This is a genomic window from Streptomyces sp. NPDC086077 (assembly GCF_040686175.1).
Taxonomy (GTDB): Bacteria; Actinomycetota; Actinomycetes; order Streptomycetales; family Streptomycetaceae; genus Streptomyces.
The window spans coordinates 1-22,121 of the sequence record NZ_JBFBJT010000120.1; the positions used below are offsets into that span (position 1 = coordinate 1).

General features: G+C 72.9%; 18 protein-coding genes and 1 pseudogene. 6 read left to right on the forward strand and 13 right to left on the reverse strand.

The window, feature by feature from the left end; all coding sequences use genetic code 11:
- The 3 genes from AB0O67_RS27825 to AB0O67_RS27835 form a co-directional block, all read right to left on the reverse strand.
- Positions 1–1,000: NB-ARC domain-containing protein (locus tag AB0O67_RS27825; RefSeq protein WP_365455526.1), on the reverse strand; the 1,000-nt coding region annotated here is incomplete at its 3' end.
- Positions 1,001–1,172: 172 nt separating this feature from the next.
- Complete coding sequence (locus tag AB0O67_RS27830; protein ID WP_365455529.1) at positions 1,173–1,799, reverse strand: NUDIX hydrolase; 627 nt, start codon at positions 1,797–1,799, stop codon at positions 1,173–1,175.
- Between the two features lie 95 nt (positions 1,800–1,894).
- Positions 1,895–3,544 (reverse strand): CTP synthase, encoded by a 1,650-nt coding sequence (locus AB0O67_RS27835; protein ID WP_365455532.1) that lies wholly within the window; start codon positions 3,542–3,544, stop codon positions 1,895–1,897.
- Positions 3,545–4,048: 504 nt separating this feature from the next.
- On the opposite strand from AB0O67_RS27835, the gene AB0O67_RS27840 reads away from it, so the two are divergent.
- The 3 genes from AB0O67_RS27840 (at position 4,049) to AB0O67_RS27850 (ending at position 9,147) form a co-directional block, all read left to right on the forward strand.
- On the forward strand, positions 4,049–5,851 hold the full coding sequence (locus tag AB0O67_RS27840) for a glycoside hydrolase family 15 protein (RefSeq protein WP_365455576.1): 1,803 nt from the start codon (positions 4,049–4,051) through the stop codon (positions 5,849–5,851).
- A 102-nt stretch (positions 5,852–5,953) separates the two neighbouring features.
- Positions 5,954–7,330 carry an FAD-binding oxidoreductase gene (locus tag AB0O67_RS27845; RefSeq protein ID WP_365455535.1) on the forward strand — a complete coding sequence of 459 codons (1,377 nt, stop codon included), beginning with the start codon at positions 5,954–5,956 and terminating at the stop codon, positions 7,328–7,330.
- Between the two features lie 122 nt (positions 7,331–7,452).
- On the forward strand, positions 7,453–9,147 hold the full coding sequence (locus AB0O67_RS27850; protein ID WP_365455538.1) for a PucR family transcriptional regulator: 1,695 nt from the start codon (positions 7,453–7,455) through the stop codon (positions 9,145–9,147).
- 50 nt (positions 9,148–9,197) lie between these two features.
- Here AB0O67_RS27850 and AB0O67_RS27855 read toward each other — a convergent pair whose 3' ends face one another.
- The 5 genes from AB0O67_RS27855 to AB0O67_RS27875 all read right to left on the reverse strand — a co-directional run bounded on the left by AB0O67_RS27855 (position 9,198) and on the right by AB0O67_RS27875 (position 14,413).
- Entirely contained in the window at positions 9,198–10,334 is a 1,137-nt protein-coding gene (locus AB0O67_RS27855) for a glycosyltransferase family 4 protein (RefSeq protein WP_365455579.1), read from the reverse strand.
- A gap of 255 nt (positions 10,335–10,589) precedes the next feature.
- Entirely contained in the window at positions 10,590–12,332 is a 1,743-nt protein-coding gene (recN, locus tag AB0O67_RS27860; protein WP_365455541.1) for a DNA repair protein RecN, read from the reverse strand.
- Positions 12,333–12,409: 77 nt separating this feature from the next.
- Entirely contained in the window at positions 12,410–13,315 is a 906-nt protein-coding gene (locus tag AB0O67_RS27865) for an NAD kinase (RefSeq protein WP_365455544.1), read from the reverse strand.
- On the reverse strand, positions 13,312–14,127 hold the full coding sequence (locus AB0O67_RS27870) for a TlyA family RNA methyltransferase (protein ID WP_365455547.1): 816 nt from the start codon (positions 14,125–14,127) through the stop codon (positions 13,312–13,314). The genes AB0O67_RS27865 and AB0O67_RS27870 overlap by 4 nt, the downstream gene beginning before the upstream one ends.
- 7 nt (positions 14,128–14,134) lie before the next feature.
- Entirely contained in the window at positions 14,135–14,413 is a 279-nt protein-coding gene (locus AB0O67_RS27875; RefSeq protein WP_365455550.1) for a hypothetical protein, read from the reverse strand.
- A 42-nt stretch (positions 14,414–14,455) separates the two neighbouring features.
- Here AB0O67_RS27875 and AB0O67_RS27880 point away from each other — a divergent pair, with 42 nt between their 5' ends.
- Positions 14,456–14,803, forward strand: coding sequence for an SCP2 sterol-binding domain-containing protein (locus tag AB0O67_RS27880; protein ID WP_365455555.1), 348 nt, complete (start codon positions 14,456–14,458; stop codon positions 14,801–14,803).
- Here AB0O67_RS27880 and AB0O67_RS27885 read toward each other — a convergent pair.
- The 4 genes from AB0O67_RS27885 to AB0O67_RS27900 form a co-directional block, all read right to left on the reverse strand.
- Positions 14,787–15,650: an ABC transporter ATP-binding protein gene (locus AB0O67_RS27885; RefSeq protein WP_365455558.1), complete on the reverse strand. Its 864-nt coding sequence runs from the start codon at positions 15,648–15,650 to the stop codon at positions 14,787–14,789. The two genes, AB0O67_RS27880 and AB0O67_RS27885, sit on opposite strands and share 17 nt — an antisense overlap.
- The gene (locus AB0O67_RS27890) at positions 15,647–16,693 is read right to left on the reverse strand and encodes an iron chelate uptake ABC transporter family permease subunit (RefSeq protein WP_365455561.1); all 1,047 of its coding nucleotides are present in this window, start codon (positions 16,691–16,693) and stop codon (positions 15,647–15,649) included. The genes AB0O67_RS27885 and AB0O67_RS27890 overlap by 4 nt, the downstream gene beginning before the upstream one ends.
- Positions 16,690–17,733 (reverse strand): iron chelate uptake ABC transporter family permease subunit, encoded by a 1,044-nt coding sequence (locus tag AB0O67_RS27895; protein ID WP_365455564.1) that lies wholly within the window; start codon positions 17,731–17,733, stop codon positions 16,690–16,692. The genes AB0O67_RS27890 and AB0O67_RS27895 overlap by 4 nt, the downstream gene beginning before the upstream one ends.
- Before the next feature lie 79 nt (positions 17,734–17,812).
- Positions 17,813–18,841, reverse strand: a complete 1,029-nt coding sequence (locus AB0O67_RS27900) for an HAD hydrolase-like protein (protein WP_365455567.1) — start codon at positions 18,839–18,841, stop codon at positions 17,813–17,815.
- Positions 18,842–18,923: 82 nt separating this feature from the next.
- On the opposite strand from AB0O67_RS27900, the gene AB0O67_RS27905 reads away from it, so the two are divergent.
- Positions 18,924–20,210, forward strand: coding sequence for a DUF1015 domain-containing protein (locus AB0O67_RS27905; protein WP_365455570.1), 1,287 nt, complete (start codon positions 18,924–18,926; stop codon positions 20,208–20,210).
- A 74-nt stretch (positions 20,211–20,284) separates the two neighbouring features.
- On the opposite strand, the gene AB0O67_RS27910 is transcribed toward AB0O67_RS27905, so the two are convergent.
- On the reverse strand, positions 20,285–21,082 hold the full coding sequence (locus tag AB0O67_RS27910; protein WP_365455582.1) for a hypothetical protein: 798 nt from the start codon (positions 21,080–21,082) through the stop codon (positions 20,285–20,287).
- Positions 21,083–21,139: 57 nt separating this feature from the next.
- Here AB0O67_RS27910 and AB0O67_RS27915 point away from each other — a divergent pair.
- Positions 21,140–22,121 (forward strand): annotated as a pseudogene (locus tag AB0O67_RS27915) (hypothetical protein); the annotation flags it as partial.

Consider the following 22,121-nt stretch of genomic DNA (forward strand, 5'->3'; position numbering starts at 1 on the left):
GCAGCAGTGGGTGCAGACACCCGGGCACCTCGTACTCCGGCAGCGGCGAGTCGATCCTGCGCAGCAGGCCGAAGCCGGCGAAGTCGTCCAGGGTGTGCCGGGCGCCGCTGACCGAGCAGCCGGCGAGCGCGGACGCCGTGTGCTGGTCGATACGGCCCGCGGGGGCCAGCGACAGCAGACGCAGGATGCGGGCGGCGCTGCCCGGCAGCGAGGAGTGCACGAGCCGGAAGACCCGGCTGAGGGGCGTGCCGTCGTCGCCCGCGGCGTGCAGCTGCTTGGTGAGGTCGGCGACGGCCGCCTGGGGCCGGGCAGCGAGCCAGCCACCGGCCAGGATCAACGCGGCGGGCTGGGCCTGGCACGCCTCGACCAGCCCCTCCGCCGCCCGCGGGTCGACGGTGATCCGGACGGAGCCGATGTGCCGGGACAGCAGTTCGACGGCGGACTTGGTGTCGAGGCCGCCGAGGGTGCACGGGCGGACGTCGGAGATGCCGGTCAGGGGGCCCCGGGCGACGGCGACGACCAGGCAGTCCGGGGTGTCCGGCAGCAGGGCGTCGACCTGCTCGGCGTCGGCCGCGTCGTCCAGCAGGAGCAGCACCCGGCGGCCGGTCAGGGCCTCGCGGAGCGCCGCCGCGAGGTCGTCGTCGGCGGCTCCGGGCGGGGTCGGCAGGTCCAGGGCGGTGAGCAGGTCCCCCGCGGTGCGGGCCGTCGGCACGGCGGTGCCGTCGGGTTCGCTGAGCCGGGCGCGCAGCACGCCGTCGGGGTAACGGGCCGCGACCTGCCGGACCAGCTCCTCGGCGAGGGCGGTGCGGCCGGAGCCGGGCCGGCCCGCGATCAGCAGCACGCGCGCGCGGGGGGCCTTGCGGCCGGAGAGGGTGTCCAGTCCGGCACGCTCGATGTCGGCCCGTAGCTCCTTCAACTCCCGTGTGCGGCCCAGGAACTGGCTCTGCGCAGACGTGCCCGACACCTGCACGCCGTCTCGGTCCACCGCCTGATCCGTCACGGGCCACACTCCCGTCCCACCGCACGCGCAAAAGCCCGCCGGGACTCCGGTTCGGGCGTTCCCGAGCCTAGTTCACGCTCTGCGACGAACCCGGTGGAGCACGGCGGGGACGTCCCCCGATCGGATCAGGCGATCGTCACACCGGAGGACATCAGGTGCGGCATGCGGCGGCTCAGACCTTGAAGGGGCGCGCCGGCCACGGCGCCTCCGCCGGGCGCAGCGCGTCGAGCCCGTCGCCGCGCTCCGCTGCGACCAGCGAAAGGACGCCCACGACCAGGCAGTTGTTGTGCAGCTCGCCGGCCAGGACACCCCGGACCAGCTCCTCGACCGGGACCCGCGCCAGCTCCAGGTCGATCTCCTCGTCCTCCGCCGTGAAGCGCTCGCCCTGCGCCTCGGACAGTTCGCGGGCGAGGAAGATGCGCACGGCCTCGTCGCAGCCGCCGGGCGTGGTGTAGACGTCGGTCAGCACCCGCCAGTCCTCGGCCTTGACGTGCGCCTCCTCGTACAGCTCGCGCTGGGCGGCGTGCAGCGGGTTCTCGCCGGGCACGTCGAGCAGGCCCGCCGGGATCTCCCACAGCTTCTGGCGCACGGGGTGGCGGTACTGGCGCAGCACCAGCACCCGGCCGGCGTCGTCCAGGGCGAGGATCGCGACGGAGCCGGGGTGGACCTGGTAGTCGCGGCGCACGACCGTGCCGTCGGGCATGACCACGTCGTCCGTGCGGACCGAGGTCTTGTTGCCCACGAAGGGGGTCTGTGTCGCCCGGATCTCCCACTCCTGGTGGGTGTCCTTGATCGTCATGCCCTGTCCTTCCCGACGTGCCACCGGCGTGCGGGAGCCACGCCGGGGTGCTCGCCTTCGAGGCCCCGCACCCCGGCAACCGTACAACCGGTGTGCTACTTAGAGATCTTCCGCTCGACCGCGGCCTTCACCAGGCCGGCGAACAGCGGGTGCGGACGCGTCGGCCGGGAGCGCAGCTCCGGGTGCGCCTGGGTGGCGACCAGGTAGGGGTGGACCTCGCGCGGGTACTCCACGTACTCGACGAGCTTGCCGTCGGGGGAGGTGCCCGAGAAGAGGATGCCGGCCTTCTTCTCCAGCTCCGAGCGGTAGGCGTTGTTCACCTCGTAGCGGTGCCGGTGCCGCTCCTCGACGTACTCCTTGCCGTCGTACACCTCACGCACGATGGAGCCCTCGGCCAGCTTCGCCGGGTACATGCCCAGGCGCATCGTGCCGCCCATGTCGCCCTCGCCCGCGACGATGTCGAGCTGCTCGGCCATGGTGGAGATGACCGGGTGGGCGGTTGCCGGGTCGAACTCGGTGGAGTTGGCGTCGGCGATGCCGGCCAGGTTGCGCGCGGCGTCGATCACGATGCACTGCAGGCCGAGGCAGAGGCCGAGCAGCGGGATCCGGTTCTCGCGGGCGTACTGGATGGCGCCGACCTTGCCGGAGACACCGCGGTCGCCGAAGCCGCCCGGGATGCAGATGGCGTCCACGTCGGACAGCTGCGCCTCGGCGCCGGACGGGGTCCGGCAGTCGTCGGAGGTGACCCACTTGATCTTCACGCGGGTCTTGTTGGCGAAGCCGCCCGCGCGCAGCGCCTCGGTGACCGAGAGGTAGGCGTCGGGCAGGTCGATGTACTTGCCGACCAGCGCGAGGGTGATCTCGTGGTCCGGGTTGTGGACGCGGTCGAGCAGGTCGTCCCACGTCGTCCAGTCGACGTCCCGGAACGGCAGGTCGAGGCGGCGGACGGCGTAGGCGTCGAGGCCCTCGGAGTGCACGACCTTGGGGATGTCGTAGATCGACGGCGCGTCGGGGCAGGCCACGACGGCGTCCTCGTCGACGTCGCACATCAGCGAGATCTTGCGCTTGATCGCGGTCGGCACCTCGCGGTCGCAGCGCAGCACGATGGCGTCCGGCTGGATACCGATGTTGCGCAGGGCGGCGACCGAGTGCTGGGTGGGCTTGGTCTTCAGCTCGCCGGAGGGGCCGATGTACGGCAGCAGCGAGATGTGCACCACGAAGACGTTGTCCCGGCCGACCTCGTGGCGGACCTGGCGGACGGTCTCCAGGAACGGCAGCGACTCGATGTCGCCGACCGTGCCGCCGACCTCGGTGATGACGACGTCCACGTCGTCGGTGGCCATGCGGCGGATGCGGTGCTTGATCTCGTTGGTGATGTGCGGGATGACCTGCACGGTGTCGCCCAGGTACTCGCCGCGCCGCTCCTTGGCGATCACCGTGGAGTAGACCTGGCCAGTGGTGACGTTGGCGGTTCCGTCGAGGTCGCGGTCCAGGAAGCGCTCGTAGTGGCCGATGTCCAGGTCGGTCTCGGCGCCGTCGTTGGTGACGAACACCTCACCGTGCTGGAAGGGGTTCATCGTGCCCGGGTCGACGTTGATGTACGGGTCGAGCTTCTGCATCACGACGCGCAGGCCCCGGGCCTTGAGCAGCATTCCCAGGCTGGACGCGGTCAGGCCCTTGCCGAGAGAGGAGGCGACACCCCCGGTGACGAAGATGTGCTTGGTCGTCGAAGATTTGGGCGTCATGGGCAAGAGGAGGCTCCCGTGGTCTCGGTCTGGGGGTGCGGGGCGGCTGCCGTGCCGGGCTTTGCCGGGGGTGCCGTCGCTGCGGTTCGGGGGTTTCGAGCCCACCGGTCCACGGGCTACCAGGGTATCAGCGCCTCGACCCGATGGCGCCCGGCCACCCTCCGCGCACGGCTCGCCACGTACGCGTACCGCTCACCTGATTCTCACCCTGTGCTCACTCGTTCGGCGCATGTACGTTGCCCGGAGCGGCACGCAGATCATCTACGTGCGTCGTATCCTGCTCGGACACTCGCTGCCGAGCCCGCCGGCGACACGGCACCACCCCCGCCCGTAAGCACCGGAAGAACATGAGCTCGTCAGATCGTTGAGCGACGACGGTCGTTTGCCTACGGGCACAGCGGCGGTTTTACTTCACAGCTCGACGACGCATTACAACGACCCCCTTGACCGCACATAGCGAAAGCCCCGTCATGGGGCTACGTGGCCGTTCGACTGGAGTTGCACGTGGCCGGGCGCATCGAAGACTACGCACTCATCGGAGACATGCAGACCGCTGCCCTGGTCTGCCGGAACGGCACAGTCGACTGGCTGTGCCTGCCCCGCTTCGACTCGCATGCCATCTTCGCCGGTCTGCTGGGCACGGAGGAACACGGTTTCTGGCGGATCGGCCCGGCGCACGCGGCCGACGCCGAGCCGCCTACCGCCGCCCGGCGTTCCTACCGCGGTGACTCGCTGATCCTGGAATCCGAGTGGGACACCCCCCGCGGCACGGTCCGCGTGACCGATTTCATGCCGCCTCGTGACGGGGCCCCGCAGCTGATCCGGATCGTGGAGGGAGTCTCGGGCCGGGTGCCGATGCGTTCGGCGCTGCGGATGCGGTTCTCCTACGGCCGGATCGTCCCGTGGGTGCACAAGCACGACGGCCGCACGGTCGCCGTGGCGGGCCCGGACTCCGTGTGGTTCGACACCTCCGCCGAGACCTACGGCAAGGCGCTGACCACGTACGCGGACTTCACGGTCGCGCCCGGTGACCGGATCGCGTTCACCATCTCGTGGCAGGCCTCGCACCGTGAGCCGCCGCCCCTGCCGGAGCCCGAGCAGTCGCTGGAGGCGACGGAGGACTTCTGGCGGGAGTGGGTGGAGCACTGCACGTACCACGGCCCGTACCGCGAGGCGGTGATCCGCTCGCTGATCACGCTGAAGGCGCTGACGTACGCGCCCACGGGCGGCATCGTCGCCGCGCCCACGACCTCGCTCCCCGAGGAGATCGGGGGCGTGCGCAACTGGGACTACCGCTACACCTGGCTCCGCGACGCCGCGATCACCCTCTCCTCGCTGCTGCGCACGGGCTACCGCGAGGAGGCCCGCGCCTGGCGCGAGTGGCTGCTGCGCGCGGTCGCCGGCGACCCGGAGAACCTGCAGATCATGTACGGCATCGCCGGTGAGCGCGAGCTGGGCGAGGCGGAGCTGGACTGGCTGCCCGGCTACGAGAACTCGGCCCCCGTCCGGGTCGGCAACGGCGCCGCCCACCAGCTCCAGCTCGACGTGTACGGCGAGGTCACCGAGGCCCTGCACCTGGCCCACATGACCGGCCTGGCCCGCAGTGACTACGCCTCGCTGCTCCAGCTCAAGCTGATCCGCTACCTGGAGGACCACTGGCACGAGCCGGACGAGGGCATCTGGGAGGTGCGCGGCCCGCGCCGCCACTTCGTGCACTCCAAGGTCATGGCCTGGGTCGCCGTCGACCGCACGATCAAGCTGCTGGAGTCCGGCGACGCGGACGGCCCGCTGGAGCGCTGGCGCGAGCTGCGCGACGACATCCACCGGGACGTGTGCGAGAAGGGCTACGACAAGGAGCGCAACACCTTCACACAGTCGTACGGCTCCAAGGAGCTGGACGCGTCGCTGCTGCTGATCCCGCAGATGGGCTTCCTGCCGCCGGACGACAAGCGGGTCATCGGCACCATCGAGGCCATCCAGCGCGAACTCTCCACGACGGACGGCTTCATCCTGCGCTACCCGACCTCCGGCGAGGACGCCGGCGTCGACGGCCTCCCCGGTGACGAGGGCGCCTTCCTCGCCTGCTCGTTCTGGATGGCGGACGACCTCGCGATGATCGGCCGGGTCGACGAGGCCCGCAAGCTGTTCGAGAGGCTCCTGTCGCTGCGCAACGACCTCGGCCTGCTCGCCGAGGAGTGGGACCCCCGCCTCCAGCGTCAGGTCGGCAACTTCCCGCAGGCCTTCAGCCACGTCCCGCTGATCGACACCGCCCTGCGGCTGACCGCCTCGGGGGCCTACGGCGGCTGAGCTGCCCGAGCAGCAGCCCTCAGGGCCGCCGGGAGCGGCCCCGAGGGCTGAGCCCGCCTAGGCTGGAAGCGCACGTGACCCCTTTCCGGGAAGAGGGCGGCCATGTCCTCCAAGGCCCACACAGCCCTGGTCGAGCTCCGCGAGGATCTCGACGGCGAGGTGTTCGCCCCGTGGGACCCGGGCTACGACGAGGCCCGGGCCGTCTTCAACGCCAGGGTCGACCGGCGCCCCGCGGTGATCGCGCGGTGCGCGCACGCCGCCGACGTGGTCCGGGCGGTACGGTTCGGCCGGGAGCTCGACCTCAACATCGCGGTGCGCGGCGGCGGACACAGCGTCGGCGGCATGGGCACCAACGACTCCGGTCTCGTCGTCGACCTGCGCCGGATGCGGGGCGTGACCGTCGACCCCGCCTCCGAGGCGGTCCGCGTCGAGGGGGGCGCCACGACGGGCCTGCTGGACCGGGCGACCCAGCCGTACGGCCTGGCCACCACGGGCGCCCGGGACTCCGGCACCGGCGTCGCCGGCTTCGTCCTGGGCGGCGGCAGCGGCTGGCTGGAGCGCTCCTGCGGCCTCGCCGCCGACAACCTGCTCGGCGTCGAGCTGGTCACCGCGAACGGCGACCGGATCCACGCGAGCGCCGACGAGAACCCGGAGCTGTTCTGGGCCCTGCACGGCGGCGGCGGCAACTTCGGCGTCGCCACCGCCCTCACGCTCAAGCTGTACGAAGTGCCGGAGTTCTCCCTCGCCCTGCTGCTGTACCTCCCGGAACACGCCGGCGAGGCGATCCGCACCTACCGGGAGGTGATCGACCACGCCCCGCTGGAGGCGAGCGGCGCCGTCGTCTGCCGGTACGGCCCGCCGGCCGGGTTCGCCGCGCCGTCGCTCGCCGGCGGGCCGCTGTGCCGCGTGCTGCTGACGTACGCGGGACCCGAGGAGGACCTGCGCAAGCTGGCCCAGCCGCTGCTGGCGCTGCCGCACGCGTCACAGACCCTCGCCACGATGCCGTACGCCGACGCCCAGCGCCTGTTCGACCAGCCGCCCGGCCTGCGCGCCCACGGGTCGGCGGAGTGCCTGTCCGGCGCGCCGGACGGCTTCGTGGACGTCTTCTGCGCCCTCGCGGACTCCCTGCCGACGGCGACGGGCACCCGGAACACGCTGTTCCCGCTGGGCGGCGCGGTGGCGGACGCCCCGGCCGACCACCCGGTGCCGTACCGCGAGGCGGCCTGGGTCGTGCACCCCTGCGGCAGCTGGGCGGACCCGGCGGACGACGAGCGGTGCACGGCCTGGGCCCGGGACGTCCGCGCCGCCGTCCGGCCGTGGAGCACCGGGGCGGTCCACCCCGACTTCGTCGGCGACGAGGGACGGGACCGCGTACGGGCCGGGCTCGGCCCGCGGAACATGTGGCGCCTGGGCGTGGTCAAACGGCGCTTCGACCCGGACAACGTCTTCCGCTTCAACCACAACGTCAAGCCGGTGTAGGCCTGTTCGGTCCTCGCGGAGGCAGGACGCGTCCGGCCGGTGATCCGGTGGACGTCCCGGTGATCGTTCCCGTGACCGCCCGGAGATGTCGCCGGAACGTGCGCGCGGGTAGCGTCCGCTGCATGGACAGCCGATTCGACAGCACGGGCGCCGGGATCACCGTTCAGCGGGCACTGGAGCTGCCCGGCCTGCGCAGCGGGCTACCCGAGGTGCTCGCGGGCGCGGAGCGGCTGCAGCGGACCGTGCGCTGGGTGCACGCGGGCGAGGTGCCTAACATCGCCTCGCTGCTGAAGGGCGGCGAACTGCTGCTGACCACGGGCTACGGCCTCGGCACCCGCCCGGCGGAGCAGCGCGCGTTCGTCCGCACCCTGGCCGAGCGTGGTATCGCCGCCCTGGTCGTCGAGCTCGGCCCGCGCTTCACGCGGCTGCCCTCGGCACTCGTCGAGACGGCCCGCACGGCCGGGCTGCCGTTGGTCCAACTGCACCGCGAGGTGCCGTTCGTGACCGTCACGGAGGAGATCCACACCGAGATCGTCAACGGGCACTACGCGCTGCTCCAGCGCGCCGAGGAGGTGCACCGCCGCTGCACCGAGGCGCTGCTGGGCGGCGGCGGCGTCCCGCAGGTCCTGTGCATCCTGGCCGACTTCAGCGGCAATCCGGTCTTCCTGGAGACCACCGACGGCCAGCTCCTCTACGCCGCCGGGGCCGGGCCCGAGGGGGCGGAACCGCTCCAGGTCTGGGAGGGGTTGCGCGGCCAGCACAAGGACGCCCCGCCGGCCGGGTCGGTGCTGGTGGACGTTCCGGGGGGCGGCCCGGGCACGGCGCCGGGGGCGAGCACCGCGACGACGGTGGGGACCGGCTCCGGGACGGGCTCGGTGCGGGCGAGGCTGGTGCTGCTGCCGGTGCGCGCGCCGCTGGTGCCGGTGCACCGCATCGCCGCCGAGCGGACCGCGGGCATCCTGGCGGTGGTGCTGATGCAGGCCCGTCAGGAGGAGGAGCTGGCCGCGCGCGGGCGCGGCGACTTCCTGACCGACCTCGCCCAGAGCCGGATCGCCGCCGAGGACGCTCCGGCCCAGGCGCGTGTGCTGGGCTTCAAGCCGGGCGGCAGCCCACTGCTGCCGGTGGTGATGCGGCTGGGCGACGCACTGTCCCCGGGCGGCGGCTGGGCGGTGCTGGCGCGCGCGGTCTCGGAGGAGCTGGCCTCGGTGGGCGTACCGGTCCTGCTCGGCGTACGGCCGGTGGAGGGCCGCGTCCTGGTGCTGCTCGGCCTGCGCTCGGAGTCGGAGCGCTCGGCGGTCGCCGACCGGGTCGCGGCGGCGCTGCGGGCCGGGGTGGAGCGGGCCGGGATGCAGCGTCCGGGGGCACAGCCGCCCGTGGTGGTCGTCGGGGTGGCCGGCGGCTGGGCGGCGGCCTCGGCGGGGCTGCGGCACGCGGCGGAGACGGCGACCGCCGCGCAGGGGCTCATGGACCGGCCCTGGTACGACGCCCGGCGCCTGGACATCGACCTGCTGCTGTGGCGGCTGCGCGACCATCCTGACCTGGCCGCCTTCGTGGAGCGGGCGATCGGGCCGGTCCGGGACCACGACAGCCGCGCCAGGCCGCCGCTGCTGCCGACCCTGGAGACCTACCTCGCGCACGCGGGACGCAAGGCCGAGACGGCCCGCGAACTGCACCTCAACCGCCAGACGCTCTACAACCGCCTCGCCCGTATCGGTGAGTTGCTGGGCACCGACCTCGACGACCCGCAGACGGTGCTGGCGTTGAGCCTCGCGCTGCGGGCCCGCCGGCACACCGGGCAGAGCGGGGCGACCGGATAGGCCGGCGGTCCCGAACCGGCGGTCGGGTACCGGCGATTCCGGGGCGCGGGTCAGATCAGCGGCCGGGGCTGCGTCAACTCGTCGTAGACGCTGAGCACTTGGGCGACCGTCTCGTCCTCGGTCGGCCAGGTCGCCGCCTGCCGCAGGCCCTTCTCCTGGAGCAGCTCCCGCTGCTCGGGATCGTCCAGCAGCCGCACGACGGCGTCGGCGAAGGCCGCCGCGTCCCCGGCGGGGACGAGTTCGGCCGCGTCGCCGACGAGTTCGGGGACGCCGCCGACGGACGTGGCGACCAGCGGCACGCGCGCGTGCAGGGCCTCCTGCGCCAGCACGGACCGCGACTCCGAGCGACTCGGCAGCAACGCCAGATCGGCGGCGGCGAGCAGCTCGCGCACGTCCTCGCGCCGGCCGATGAGCCGCACCGGCAGCTCCTCGTCCTCGATCCGGCGTTGCAGCACCGCCCGCAACGGCCCCTCCCCCGCGATGGCGACCAGCGGCACCGGATCGAGCCCCCGCCAGGCGCGGGCGGCGTCGAGCAGGACGTCGTAGCCACGCTGGGGGTCGAGGGAGCCGACGGCCATCAGCAAAGGGCGTCCGATGGCGCCGAGTTCGGCGCGGACCTTCGGGCTCGTGGGGTCGGGCTCGTCGGTCTCGACGGGAGTGCGGCGGCCGGGCAGGGCGACGGCGGCGAGCCGTGCGTCCCGCGCGCCCGCCTTCCGCGCCCGGTCGACGAGGTCGGAGGTGGTGCCGAGCACCACGGCGGCCGCCCGCACCACCTGGCGTTCCAGCATCCGCAGGAAGGCAGCGCGCGCCCCCTCGGCGTGGGCGTGGCTGTGCCAGGTGACAATCAGTGGGGTGTGCCGTCCGGACAGGGCGAGCGCGGCCCGGAAGGAGGCGTGCAGTCCGTGCGCGTGCACCAGGTCGGCTCCCGTGCATGCGGCTCGCAGTGCCGCCACCGACCCCGGGTCGCTGCTGCGCGGCACGTGGATGTGCTCGGCGCCGGCCCCGCTGAAGTCGTAGGAGCGATCCGCCTCGACGGGGGCGCACACCGTGACCCGCACGCCCCGTGCGACGAGCCCCGCGGCCAGCGAGCGCACGTGCGCGCTGCTGCCGGCGTTGCCTCCGCCCAGCACCTGCACGGTGCGCAGCGTCGACCGGCCGTGCGGAGAGTGGCTGCTCGCGGGGGTCACGTGGCCCGGGCTCCTGGGTTCGGCGGGGACGGTCACGGCGGTCACGCCGGTCTCGGAGAAACGTACAGAAGGCGCCGCGGAGCGGGTGTACCGCGCGACGTCCTCCGCGTACACGCTCAAGGATGCCAGGACGGACGGCCGTTCCGGCAACGCCGGAGATCACACGCTCCCACACGCCGGGGCAACGCGCCGCTCCGCATCACTCACCCGAGTGACCTCCGAGGTGATCCCGCCGTGCGGCGGCGTGGCGACGCGCTACCCGTCCGCCCGCGCCGTCGCCAGCAGTTCCTCCGCGTGCGCCCGGGCCGTCTCCGAGTCCTCCTGGCCTGCCAGCATCCGGGACAGCTCCCGGATCCGCTCCTCGCCCTCGAGCACCTTCACGCCGGACCGGGTCACCGAGCCGTCGTTCGTCTTCTCGACCAGCAACTGCCGGTCGGCGAACGCGGCCACCTGCGGCAGGTGCGTCACCACGACCACCTGCGCGGTCTTCGCCAGCCGGGCCAGCCGCCGCCCGATCTCCACCGCGGCCTTGCCACCCACACCGGCGTCCACCTCGTCGAAGAGGTACGTCGGCACCGGATCCGTCCCGGCGAACACGACCTCCACGGCGAGCATCACGCGCGACAGCTCACCCCCGGACGCGCCCTTGGCGATCGGCCGGGGCGGCGCACCCGGGTGGGGCGCCAGCAGCAGCTCGACCTCGTCGGCACCCGACGGCCCGTACGCCACCGGACGGCCACCGACCTCGACGCCCTCCGGGTCCTCGGTCTGCCGGATCGCGAACGAGACGCGCGCGTGCGGCATGGCGAGCGACGCCAGCTCCGCGGTCACGGCCGCCGCGAACCGCTCGGCCGCCTCGGTCCGCGCGTCCGTCAACGCCTGCGCCAGCCCACCCAGTTCGGCCCGCAGCGCGTCCCGCTCGGCGGTCAGCTCCCCGATCCGCTCGTCGTCGCCGTCGAGCTCGGTGAGCCGTACGGCGCTCCGCTCGGCCCAGGCGAGCACGGTGTCGACGTCCTCGCCGTACTTCCGGGTCAGCGCGGTCAGCGCGGCCCGCCGTTCCTCGACCGCCGCCAGCCGCAGCGGATCGGCGTCCAGATCGTCGGCGTACCCCGCCAGCTCACCCGCCACGTCGCCGAGCAGGATGCCGATCTCCCCGATCCGGTCGGCGAGCGCGGCCAGCGCGGGGTCGTGCGACCGTACGGCCTCCAGGGCCCGGTGCGCCCCCGCGACGAGCGTCGAGGCGTCGACGCCCTCGGGGTCCTCGGGGTTGCCGGCGAGCGCGCCGTGCCCGGCCGTGGCGGCGGACGCGAGCGCCTCCGCGTGCCCGAGCCGCTCGGCCTCCTCGGCCAGCTCGACGTCCTCCCCGGCCCGCGGCTCCACGGCGGCGATCTCGTCGAGCCCGTACCGCAGCATGTCGGCTTCCTGGGCCCGCTCACGCGCGCGCGTGGTGATCTCGTCAAGCTCGGCGGAGACCGCCCGCAGCCGCCGGTAGGCCCCGGAGTACTTGTCCAGCGGCCCGGCCACCGCCTCACCGGCGTACCGGTCGAGCGCCTGCCGCTGCCGCGTGAGCTTCAGCAGCCCCTGCTGGTCGGTCTGCCCGTGCACGGCCACCAGTTCGTCGGCGAGCTCGGCCAGCACCCCCACGGGCACGGACCGCCCGCCGACATGCGCCCGGGACCGCCCCTCGGCGGAAACGGTACGGCTGATCAGCAGGGCCCCGTCGTCCAGCTCGGCCCCGGCCTCCTCCGCGCGTACGGCGACCGTGGCGTCGGCGGGCACGGTGATCCGCCCCTCCACGACCGCCTTGTCGGCGCCGATCCGCACGAGCGCCGGATCCGCCCTGCCACCGAGCAGCAGCCCCAGGCTGGTGACCACCATGGTCTTGCCCGCACCCGTCTCACCGGTGACGGCGGTGAACCCCGGCGACAGCTCGACGACGGCATCGTCGATGACCCCGAGCGACCGTATCCGCATCTCCTCCAACACGGACACGACCATACGAGGTCGGGGCGGGTCGGCGCGACGCCGGTCCCCTTTGTCACTCACCCGAGTGCACACCGCCGTACGGCGAATCGCTAGTGGGGAGCTCCCCGCCACCCGGAAACCGGCAACGCGAACTTCGCGACGAGCCGATCCGTGAACGAGGCATGGTGCAACCGGGCCAGCCGCACCGGCACGGCCCCGCGCCGCACCTCCACACGCGCCCCGGGCGGCAACTCCACCGTCCGCCGGCCGTCGCACCACAGCACCCCCGGAGGGATGTGCGGCAGGACCTCCACGGCCAGCACGGAGTCCGGGGAGGTCACGAGCGGCTTGGCGAACAGCGCGTGAGCGGAGATCGGCACCATCAGCAGCGCCTCCACCTCGGGCCACACCACGGGCCCGCCCGCGGAGAACGCGTACGCGGTCGACCCGGTGGGCGTCGACAGCACGATCCCGTCGCACCCGAACCCGGTCACCGGCCGCCCGTCGATCTCCAGGACGACCTCCAGCAGCTTTTCGGCGCCGGCCTTCTGCACCGCCGCCTCGTTCAGCGCCCAGTCGGTGTGCACGATGTCGCCGTTGCTGTGCACGACGACGTCGACCGTCATCCGCTCCTCGACCTCGTACGCCCGCGTCACCACCCGGTCGACGACCTTGTCGAGGTCGTCGCGCTCGGCCTCGGCGAGGAATCCGACCCGCCCGAGGTTGACGCCGAGCATCGGCACCCCGGACGCCCGCGCGAACTCCGCCCCGCGCAACAGCGTCCCGTCCCCGCCGAGCACGATCAGCAGCTCACACCCGTCGAGGCACTGCGGTGTCGCCTCCTTGACCAGCTGCACCTCTTCGGGCAGCGGCAGGTCGGGCGCCTCCGCCTCCAGCACCCGCACACCGATCCCGGACCGCAGGAGTCCCTTGACCACCAGCTCGGCGCTGCGCACGGCCGCGGGCCGTCCGGTGTGGGCGAGCAGAAAAACAGTACGAGCTCGGTTCGCTGTCAACGCGGCCCCTCCGCAACTGCACGGTCGACGTCGGCCGGGTCCAGTCGGGGAGCCCCGGCCCGAAGCCACAGAAAGTACTCGACATTCCCCGAGGGCCCGGGCAACGGGCTGGCCGTCACGCCCTTCACCCCGAGCCCCAGCTCCCCGGCCCGCTCGGCCACCCCGCACACGGCCTCGGCCCGCAGCTGCGAGCTCCGCACCACTCCCCCGCTGCCCAGCCGTTCCTTGCCCACCTCGAACTGCGGCTTGACCATCATCACCAGATCGGCGTCCGGTCGCGCACAGCGCACGAGGGCGGGCAGGACCAGCCCGAGCGGGATGAAGGACAGATCCCCCACGACAAGATCCACAGGCTCCCCATCGATCGCTTCAAGCGTCAACTCCCTTACGTTCGTACGGTCCTTGACGGTGACGCGTTCATCGTTGCGGAGAGTCCAGGCGAGTTGTCCGTACCCGACGTCGACGGCGACGACCTGCGCGGCCCCCGCCCGCAGCAGCACATCGGTGAATCCGCCGGTGGAGGCCCCCGCGTCCAGCGCCCGCCGGCCCTCGACGGCCAGCCCCTGCGGCACGAAGACCTCCAGGGCGCCGGCGAGCTTGTGCCCGCCCCGGGAGACGTACTCGGGATCGCCCTCGTGCGCCGTGACGACGATCGCCGCCGCGGTCTCCACCTGGGTGGCCGGCTTGGTCGCGACCGTCCTGCCGACGCTGACCCGCCCGGCGGCGATCAGCTGGCTGGCGTGCTCGCGCGAGCGCGCGAGCTTCCGGCGGACCAGCTCCGCGTCGAGACGGCGGCGTGCGACTCCTGCCACGTTCGGTTCAGCTCCCCTGTCGGTACGTCGAAGGGGGCGCCGGAGGTCCCGGGCGGGCGTCGAGCGCGGTGAGCGCGTCGCGCAGCCCCCTGTGTACATCCTCGTACACCTCGACGTGTCCGTCGGTGCTCAGGTGGTCGGCGTCGGCCAGCCGCTCCAGCCGGGCGTCCACCTCGGCGTCGCCCGTGGAGGTGCGGGGCACGCCGAGCGGGGCCGGCGCGGCGGGGTCGTGATCGGGCAGCGCGGCCTCCTGGGGGGCCTGCGTCTGGGGAACCGCGTCGTTCATGCCCCGACGCTACCTCGTGGCCCTGCGGTACCGTCGACGGCGATGGCAACGATCGAGGAATGCCGCGCCGCGCTCGAACAGCTCTCGGAGAACATCCAGGGCTCCGAGGGCGACGTCCGCGCCGCCGCCGCCCTGGACCGCTCGGTGAGCTGCCACATCACCGACCTGGACGTCACCTTCGCCGGCCGCCTCCAGGACGGCCGGATCACGGTGCGCGAGACGCTCCAGGGGCCGCCGCGCGAGAAGGCGGAACTGCGGCTCGCCCTGAGCGGCGACGACCTGGTGGCCCTCGTGGACGGCGAGCTGCACTTCGCGAAGGCCTGGGGCTCGGGCCGGGTGAAGCTGGAGGCGGGTCTGCTGGACCTGTTCCGCCTCAGGAAGCTTCTGTAGCCGCGACCTTCCTGACGTCGGCACGCGCCTTGCGCGCCGCCGGCACCACCAGGGGCGTATCCGTCTCCGGGTCGTCGATGACCTGGCAGCGCAGCCCGAAGACCTCCTCCACGAGATCCGCGGTGACGATGTCGCCCGGCGCCCCCTGGGCGATCACCGAGCCGCCGCGCAGCGCGATGAGGTGCGTGGCGTACCGGGCGGCGTGGTTGAGGTCGTGCAGGACCGCGACGAGCGTCCGCCCCTGCTCCTCGTGCAACTCGGCGCACAGGTCCAGCACGTCGATCTGGTGCTGGATGTCCAGGAACGTCGTCGGCTCGTCCAGCAGCAGCAACGGCGTCTGCTGGGCCAGCGCCATCGCGATCCACACCCGCTGCCGCTGACCACCGGACAACTCGTCGACATAGCGATCGGCGAGCTCGGCGACGCCGGTCTGCGCCATGGACTCCCGCACGACCCGCTCGTCCTCGGCCGACCACTGCCGCAGGATCCCCTGGTGCGGATACCGCCCGCGGCCCACCAGGTCGCCGACCGTGATCCCGTCGGGCGCGATCGACGACTGGGGCAGCAGACCGAGAGTGCGGGCGACCTTCTTGGCCGGCATCGACTGGATGACCTGGCCGTCCAGCAGCACCCGGCCCTCGTTCGGCCTGAGCATCCGCGACAGCGCGCGCAGCAGCGTCGACTTGCCGCAGGCGTTCGGACCGACGATCACGGTGAACGAGTTGTCGGGTATCTCCACCGACAGCCGCTCGGCGATGACGCGCTGGTCGTAGGCGAGGGTGACGTTCTCGGCGGACAGGCGGTTCACGGTGCTCCTTTGGATGTTCGGGTGGGCGGGGGTGCTCATATCCGCCCCGCCCTGCGCTCGGCGACCAGCAGCCACAGCAGGTAGGCGCCGCCGAGCACAGCGGTGACCACCCCCACGGGCAGCTGGTCGGCACCGAAGACGCGCTGTGAGACCCAGTCGGCGGTGACCAGCAGGGCCGCGCCCATGCACAGCGACGGAAGCAGGTTCGGACCGGGCGAGCGGGTCAGCCGGCGGGCCAGCTGCGGCGCGGTGAGCGCCACGAAGCTGACGGGACCGGCGGCGGCGGTGGCGGCGGCGGTCAGCAGCACCGCGGCCACCAGCAGCAGCATCCGTACCCGCTCGACGCGCACCCCCAGGGAGTACGACACGTCGTCGCCCATCTCCAGCATCCGCAGCCCGCGCGCGTTGGCGAGGACGAGCGGTACGAGGACGGCGCACAGCGCGAGCAGCGGCCAGACCTGCGCCCAGTCACGGCCGCTGAGCGAACCGGTCATCCAGACGACGGCCCGGGCCGCGTCGACGAGGTCGGCCTTGGTCAGCAGATAGCCGTTGACGGCGGTGACGACGGCGGAGACACCGATGCCGACCAGCACCAGCCGGTAGCCGTGGACGCCCTGCTTCCACGCCAGCGCGTAGATGGCGAGCCCGGTCACGAGGCCGCCCACGAGCGCCCCGAGGGTGACCGCGCCCGCGCTGCCGGAGAACAGCACGATCACCACGAGCGCCCCGGCCGTCGCTCCCTGCCCGAGGCCGAGTACGTCCGGACTGCCCAGCGGGTTGCGGGAGATGGACTGGAACAGGGCGCCGCCGAGCCCCAGCGAGGCGCCGACCAGCAGCCCCACCAGGACCCGCGGCAGCCGCAGCTCGGTGACGATGAACTCCTGCCCGGGGTTCCCGTCGCCGACCAGCGTCTTCAGCACGTCGCCCGCCGAGATCGGGAAGTCGCCGGTGCCGATCAGCACCACGCTCGCGGCCAGCGCGGCGAGCAGCAGCAGGACGACGACGACAAGGGCCCGGACGTCCAGGCGCACGGACAGCCCGCCCGGCGTCCGTACGGCACGGTTGGCACGGTTGGTGGTCACAGCTGGGCCGTCCTCCGCCGTCGTACGAGAAAGATGAAGACCGGGCCGCCGAGGATCGCGGTCACGATGCCGACCTGGAGTTCCGCGGGCCGCGCGACGATCCGGCCGAGCACGTCGGCGCCGAGCAGCAGCACGGGCGACAGGACGGCCGCGTACGGCAGGATCCAGCGCAGGTCGGGCCCGGTGAAGGACCGCACGACGTGCGGCACCATCAGCCCGACGAACATGATCGGCCCGCAGGCCGCGGTCGCCGCTCCGCACAGCACGGTGGCGGCGAGCATGGACAGCGCCCGGGTGCGGTTGAGGTTGGCGCCGAGGGCCTTGGCGGTGTCGTCGCCCATGGCCATCGCGTTCAACGGGCGGGCGAGCACGAGCGCGAGGAGCGAGCCGGCCACCAGGAACGGCAGCACCTGCGTGATCGTGTGGTCCGTCGCCGCGCTCAGCGAACCGACCGTCCAGAAGCGCATCCGGTCCAGCGCGGCGTCGTCCAGGATCATCAGGGCCTGGAGGTAGCCGTAGAGCGCGGCGCTGATCGCCGTGCCCGCGAGCGCGAGCCGTACCGGAGTCGCGCCCCGGCTGCCGCCGAGGAACCACACCAGCGCGCCGACCACGGCCGAGCCGAAGAACGCGAACCACACGTAGCCGCTGAGGCTGGTGACGCCGAAGAAGGTGATGGCGGTGACGACCGCCGCGGACGCGCCCGCGTTGATGCCGAGGAGGCCGGGGTCGGCCAGCGGGTTGCGGGTGAGCGCCTGGAGCACCGCTCCGGACAGGCCGAGGGCGGCACCGGCGAGCAGCCCGAGCAGGGTCCGGGACAACCGCTCGCCGACCACGACGTCGCCGTATGTCCCCGAATCCTGGAACAGGCCGTGCCAGACCTCCGCGAGGGACAGATCCTTCGCGCCGACCGCGATGCTCGTCAACGCGACAAGCACCATGATCAACACGGCGAGGAGAAGGCCGAAGGCACGTGCCGCCCGGCGGGTCGGGGGCGCGGAGACTGCGTCCGCGCGCTGTTCAGGAGGGCTCTCGACCAACACGCAGTTAGGTTAGCCTACCCTCGCATCGGATCAAGATCCTGCTCGGCTCAGGCCCCCCACCCCGGCGCGGGCGAGGCCGCTACGGCGCCAGCCGTGTCAGCGCCTTCCCCGCGTCCAGCTCACAAACCCCTTCTCCGGCCGCCGTCCAGGCAGCCGCGCACAGCGCCCGCAACCCGTCCAGGGCCTCCCCCTCGCCGTCCAGTTCCAGTCGATTCTCCCCGGCTGTCGCCGTCCAGCCACCGCACCGGAAGCCCGCACCGGCCTCGACGACCTCCGGCTGCCCGGTGAGCATCCCCCGCAGATCCGCGTCGACATACGTCGGCCGATGCCGCGGCGGCGCCGCCAGCAGCTGCGGTCCGTCGGTCACGCCGGTCAGCACCAGCAGCGAATCGACGCCGCCGTTGAACGCGCCCTCGATGTCCGTGTCCAGCCGGTCCCCCACCACCAGCGGCCGCTGCGCGCCCGTGCGCAGGATCGTCTCCCGGTGCATCGGCGGCAGCGGCTTGCCCGCCACCCGCGGCTCGGCACCGGTCGCGATCCGCACCACCTCCACCGCCGCCCCGTTGCCCGGCGCGATACCGCGTGCGCTGGGAATCGTCAGGTCCGTGTTCGACGCGAACCACGGCACCCCGCGCGCGATCGCATAACACGCCTCGGCGAACCGCCCCCACGGCAACTCCGGCCCGCCGTACCCCTGTACGACGGCCACCGGATCGTCGTCCGCGGACTCCACCGGTTCAAGTCCCCGCTCCCGCAGCGCGACCCGCAGCCCCTCGCCGCCGACGACCAGCACCCGCGCCCCCGCGGGCACCTCCTCGGCGATCAGCCGCGCGACCGCCTGCGCCGAGGTGATGACGTCACCGGCCTGTGCCGGTATCCCGAGCTCCGTCAGGTGTGCGGCCACGGCGTCCGGCGTCCGCAACGCGTTGTTCGTGACGTACGCCAGGTGCATGCCGCCCGCGGCAGCCGCGCGGAGCGAGTCGACCGCGTGCGCGATCGCCACGCCGCCCGCGTACACCACCCCGTCGAGGTCGAGCAGCGCCGTGTCGTACGCCTCGCTCAGCGCCCGGTCGCTGCCCTCGGGCCTGGTCCTGACCTGCTGGCTCATTCCGCACCGCTCCTCGGTCCACCGGCTTTTCCCCGATCATGCCCCATGCCACCGACACCCGGGGCACACGTACGATGCCGAGATGAACACAGCAGGTCACCCGGAAGCAACGACGCGCCGAGGCCTGGAACTCACCCCGTTCCGAGGCCTTCGCTACGACCCCGACCGGGTCGGCAGCCTGGCGGCCGTGACGTCCCCTCCCTACGACGTCGTCGTACGCCCGGACGGCGTGCACCACCTGCAATCCGCGGACCCGCACAACATCGTCCGGCTGATCCTCCCCGAGGCCGCGACCCCGACCGCGCGCAACGCCCAGGCCGCCGACACCCTGCACCACTGGCTCGCCGAGGGCGTGCTGACCGCCGACGCCGAGCCCGGCCTCTACGTCTACGAACAGCGCGACGGCGACGGCATCCTGCAGCGCGGCATCATCGGCGCCCTGCGTGTCTCGGATCCGTCGGACGGTGTGGTCCTGCCGCACGAGGACGTCATGCCGCACATCGTCGCCGACCGCGCCGACCTGATGCGCGCCACCTCCGCGAACCTCGAACCCCTGCTGCTGACCTACCGCGGCGACGGACAGGCCTGCGCCGAGGTCGTGGAACGGACCGCGGAGAAGCCCCCGCTCCTCGCCACCACCACCGAGGACGGCTACCGCCATCGCCTCTGGTCCGTCACCGACCCCGACGACGTGGCCCGCGTCCAGGACGGTCTCGCCCACCAGGTGGCCCTCATCGCCGACGGCCACCACCGCTGGGCGACCTACCGCCGCCTGCGCGCCGAGCACCCCTCGCCCAGCCCCTGGGACTACGGCCTGGTCCTCCTGGTCGACACCGCCCGCTACCCCCTTCGGGTCCGCGCCATCCACCGCCTCCTGCACGGCTTCGCGGTGTCCGACGCGCTGAGCGCACTCGACGGCCACTTCCGCGTGTGCCGCGTCGACGCCCCGCTCCCCGAAGCCCTCACGGCCCTCGCCGAAGCCGCGTCCCACGGCAACGCCTTCCTGCTCGCCGGCGACGGCACGTTCCACCTGGTCGACCGTCCCGACCCGGACCTGCTGGCCCGCACGGTCCCCACCGACCGCCCCGAGGCATGGCGCACGCTCGACGCCACGATCCTGCACGCCACCCTGCTCGACCACATCTGGCACGTCCCCGAGGACTCCCCGGCCGACATCGCCTACATCCACGACGCGGCGGCCACGGTTCGCAAGGCGGAACGGCAGGGCGGTACGGCGGTCCTGCTGCACCCGGTCCACGAGGACGTCGTACGGGACCTCGCCCGCCAGGGTGTGACCATGCCGCGCAAGTCGACGTCGTTCGGCCCCAAGCCGGCATCGGGCCTGGTGCTGCGCACGCTGGACCTCTGACGCACAGGTGACGCACACACGAGAAAGTGGGCGCGACCCTGGAATCAGGCCCCGCCCACTGTCACTTCCGCACGTCAGTCCCGGTCGTCGTCGTCCTCGTCGTCGTTCTCGTCCTCATCCAAGTCCGAGTCGGCCTTGACCTCGGCGACCTCGACGGTCTCGACGGTCTCGGCCAAGTCTTCCGCCCCGGTCTCGTCGAGGGCGTCGACGAACTCCACGCCGTCCAGTTCGGCCAGCCGGTCCGAGGCGTCCGTGCTGCCGTCCCGGTCGGCCTCCACGGCCTTGGCGAACCACTCCCGGGCCTCACCGTTCCGCCCGGCCGCGAGCAGCGCGTCGGCGTACGCGTAGCGCAGTCGCGCGGTCCACGGCTGGACCGAGCTGGAGGCCAGCTCCGGGCTCTGCAGCGTCACGATGGCCGCGTCCAGCTGTTCCATGTCACGCCGGGCGCCGGCCGCGACGAGCCGCATCTCCACCTGCCCGGCCTTGTCGAGCTTCTGCACCTCGGGCGCCCCGGCCATGTCCAGCGCCTTCTCCGGCCGCCCGAGCCCACGCTCGCAGTCGGCCATGACGGGCCACAGTTCCACGCTGCCCGTCATCCGTCGCGCGGCACGGAACTCGGCCAGTGCCTCCGCGTACTTCTGGTTCGCGTACGCCGCGAAACCGGCCGCCTCGCGTACGGCGGCGACGCGCGACGCCAGCCGCAGCGCGACCCGCGAGTAGCCGTAAGCCCCCTCGGGGTCCTCGTCGATCAGCCGCGCGACCATGACGAGGTTCTTGGCGACGTCCTCCGCGAGCGTCTTCGGCAGGCTCTGCAGTTCCTGCCGCACGTCCTTGTCGATCTCGTCGCCGGTGACGTCCTCCGGGATCGGCAGGCGCTTGATCGGCTCACGGTCCCGCTCCCGCTCCTCGCGGAACCGGCCGCCGGCACCGTGCCGGTCGTCCCGCCCACGGAAGCCACCGTCCCGGCCCCCACGGTCGTCCCGACGGGGACCGCGCGCACCGCGGTCGTCCCGCCCCCGGAACCCGCCACGCTCACCCCGGTCGTCCCGCCGACCGAAGCCACCACGGTCGCCGCGGTCCCCGCGCTCGTCCCGCCGGAAGCCACGGTCGCGGTCCTCCCGCCGGTCGTCCCGACGATCGTCCCGTCGGTCGTCACGACGGACATGGGCCCCCCGGTCGCCGTCACGCCGGTCGTCCCGCCTGTCATCGCGGCGGTCGTCGCGGCGGAACCCACCGCGGTCGTCACCACGACGGTCGTCGCGACGAAACCCACCCCGGTCGTCACCACGACGGTCGTCCCGACGGTCGTCACGACGGAACCCACCGCGCTCGTCACCACGACGATCATCGCGGCGGTCGTCGCGACGGAAACCACCGCGCTCGTCACCACGACGGTCGTCCCGACGGTCGTCACGACGGAAACCACCCCGGTCATCACCGCGACGATCATCGCGGCGGTCGTCACGACGGAAACCACCGCGCTCGTCACCACGACGATCATCGCGGCGGTCGTCACGACGGAAACCACCCCGGTCATCACCACGACGGTCGTCCCGACGGTCGTCGCGACGGAATCCACCCCGGTCATCACCACGACGATCATCGCGGCGGTCGTCACGACGGAAACCACCGCGCTCGTCACCACGACGGTCGTCCCGACGGTCGTCACGACGGAAACCACCCCGGTCATCACCACGACGATCATCGCGGCGGTCGTCACGACGGAAACCACCGCGCTCGTCACCACGACGATCATCCCGGCGGTCGTCACGACGGAAAGCAGGACGATCTCCGCCACGGTCGTCACGGCGGAAACCAGGACGATCTCCGCCACGGTCGTCACGGCGGAAACCAGGACGATCTCCGCCACGGTCGTCACGGCGGAAACCAGGACGATCTCCGCCACGGTCG